The organism is Eubacterium sp. An3 (assembly GCF_002159465.1).
GTDB lineage: Bacteria > Bacillota > Clostridia > Lachnospirales > Lachnospiraceae > Anaerobutyricum > Anaerobutyricum stercoris.
Genome location: NZ_NFIR01000081.1, coordinates 1 through 2227, shown reverse-complemented (window position 1 = coordinate 2227; position 2227 = coordinate 1). Strand labels below are relative to the sequence as shown.

The 2227-nt window shown below is 33.5% G+C and carries 2 protein-coding genes; one reads left to right on the top strand and one right to left on the bottom strand.

All coding sequences use genetic code 11. The features are described 5' to 3' along the window. Nucleotides 1-353 precede the first annotated feature (353 nt). Nucleotides 354-1274 carry a tyrosine-type recombinase/integrase gene (locus B5F87_RS20315; RefSeq protein WP_087284480.1) on the bottom strand — a complete coding sequence of 307 codons (921 nt, stop codon included), beginning with the start codon at nt 1272-1274 and terminating at the stop codon, nt 354-356. A gap of 386 nt (nt 1275-1660) precedes the next feature. On the opposite strand from B5F87_RS20315, the gene B5F87_RS20310 reads away from it, so the two are divergent. Beyond that, nucleotides 1661-2074: a hypothetical protein gene (locus B5F87_RS20310; RefSeq protein ID WP_087284477.1), complete on the top strand. Its 414-nt coding sequence runs from the start codon at nt 1661-1663 to the stop codon at nt 2072-2074. Nucleotides 2075-2227 lie beyond the last annotated feature (153 nt).

Genomic DNA, 2227 nt, shown 5'->3' with positions numbered 1-2227 from the left:
ACGTTTTAGACAATAATAGAGCATATCTTTATTTTTATGATATGTAATAATAATGGACTGTTTCATGCATATATTCCCTCCTTTATCCTCAGGCAATTACGGATAACTGCTAATTATCTAGTAATACTTATTTTATTTATCTCCTTATCATTTAATTTATTATAACAAAAATATCTATTTTTTTCTATAAATTTTGATTATATTACATATGTAGATATGCATTCTTATCTCATCTTTACTTATTTTAATCTAACCCATTCATCTTTCTCAAAAATTCTTATTTTATGTACGTCAAATAAGCCGCCAATAATTGTGCCGGCTTGCTTTGTCTCTGTAATCCGCTAAATCAATTGCTATGCTACGAATTTTAGTATATTCATCCTGTTTCTAGGATGTAAATCTCTTAAAATTTCTGCCTGTTTCTTGGCAGCTATATGTATATATATCTGAGTTGTTTTAATTGAACTATGTCCTAATATTTGTTGTATACAGCTAATATCTACGCCTTCCTCAATTAAGTAAGTTGCAAATGAATGTCGAAACATATGAGGAGTTATATTTCTCTCAATACCAGCTAATTTTGTATATTTTTTCAACATCAATCTTATCGATTGTTCCGTATATCTGCATCCACGATTATTTACAAAGAAAAAACCACTCTGTTTAATCTCTTTTTTATTTTCTATATAATAATTTTTGAGTATACTCAATATTTCAGATGAGGCAATCTGTATATACCTTTCTTTTCCACCCTTTCCCATAATTCTTATAAGTCCTGTATTTAAATTTATGTTATCTTCTCTAATATTTGATATTTCATAAACTCTGGCTCCAGTAGCAAAAAGGGTTTCTATTACCGCTATATCTCTTAACCAATATTTATATGTTTTTACGTTACTTTTATCTTCTTGTGCATATATGTAATTAAGTAGCTGCTCAATCTCTTCCCGAGGAATAATTCTAGGAAGAATCATTGTCTCTTTAAATTTTACTTTGATTTTTCTAAAAGGATTGTCACAAATAATTTCCTTTTCCTCAAGATAATTATAATATGCTTTAACTGATGCAATCTTACGTTTAATTGTCTTCTGTTTAAATTTTTTATGTAACTCCGTTATATAGTCTTCTATCTTCTCTTTTCCAGGAATATCTTTCTTTGTATATTTAAAGAATTGCTTCAAATCAATTCTATACGCTTTTAGTGTTTTCCTGTCTAATCCTTTTCTAAATTCACAATACTCTAAATATTTTCCAACCTGTTCCGTATGATTCATATTCTTGTCCTCCATTCTTTTTTGGTAGTGTACCATCATAGAACTCTACTTTCATTACTTTCCTCTTAATATGGATAATTTGAATACTATCAATTAATATATTTTACCAAAAATGATTTAAAATCTTTATACGAAAGTGCTGATAAAGTTTATTGGTTAGATAATTATTTGAGTTTTATTGAAGAACTATAAGTATCCGCTTATCAGAGTGTGTCATATAGCGGCAACAACTACACAACTAAACATTTTACAAATATGAATCGTAAGCGCCTAATCTCCTGTACGTATTCCCAACCTCGCATTTCTGTGCCATAATCATAAGCAAGCACTTTGCTCTATTCTTTGCCAGAGAGCAAGCGTTTTACTTTATTTATGGGAGGTATCTTATGCGGGCAAAACCTATTCCAATGGAAGAACAATACAAACTGGTACTAGAATGCCGCCAGAGTGGGCTTTCTGACTATCACTGGTGTTTGGAACATGATATCAAACCGGGGACTTTTTATAACTGGGTGAAACGTCTCCGCAAGGCAGGGACCTATACAATCCCGGCCCCCGCCGGCAGAGACACGTATACAGCCATGCCCAGACAGGATATTGTCAAAGTCGAACTGGTCGAAGAATCTGTAAAGATTCCCAGACATGGATATCCCGCCGGCAGCGATACGGAGCATATCGATGGGTTCCCGCATTCCATGGAACTCCATATCGGCAGTTCCAGTATTTTGGTAGCAAATGATATTGACCCTGTCCTGCTGGCACAGACGATACAGATGCTGAAGGAAGCTCCGCCATGCTAGCGGATATCAGCCGGGTGGATGCCATCTACATCGTATGCGGCTTATGCTCAGTTTATTTTTATCCTCATCTTTTTTGAATAACCTGTCTTTTCCAGATGATTTTTCGGAAAAGATGAGGATAACATAATTATCTTAATCCACAAAGACGAGCCA

Bases quoted from the DNA above. Each gene is read 5' to 3' on its own strand.
- B5F87_RS20315 (WP_087284480.1), bottom strand. From the start codon at position 1,274: ATGAATCATACGGAACAGGTTGGAAAATATTTAGAGTATTGTGAATTT.
- B5F87_RS20310 (WP_087284477.1), top strand. From the start codon at position 1,661: ATGCGGGCAAAACCTATTCCAATGGAAGAACAATACAAACTGGTACTA.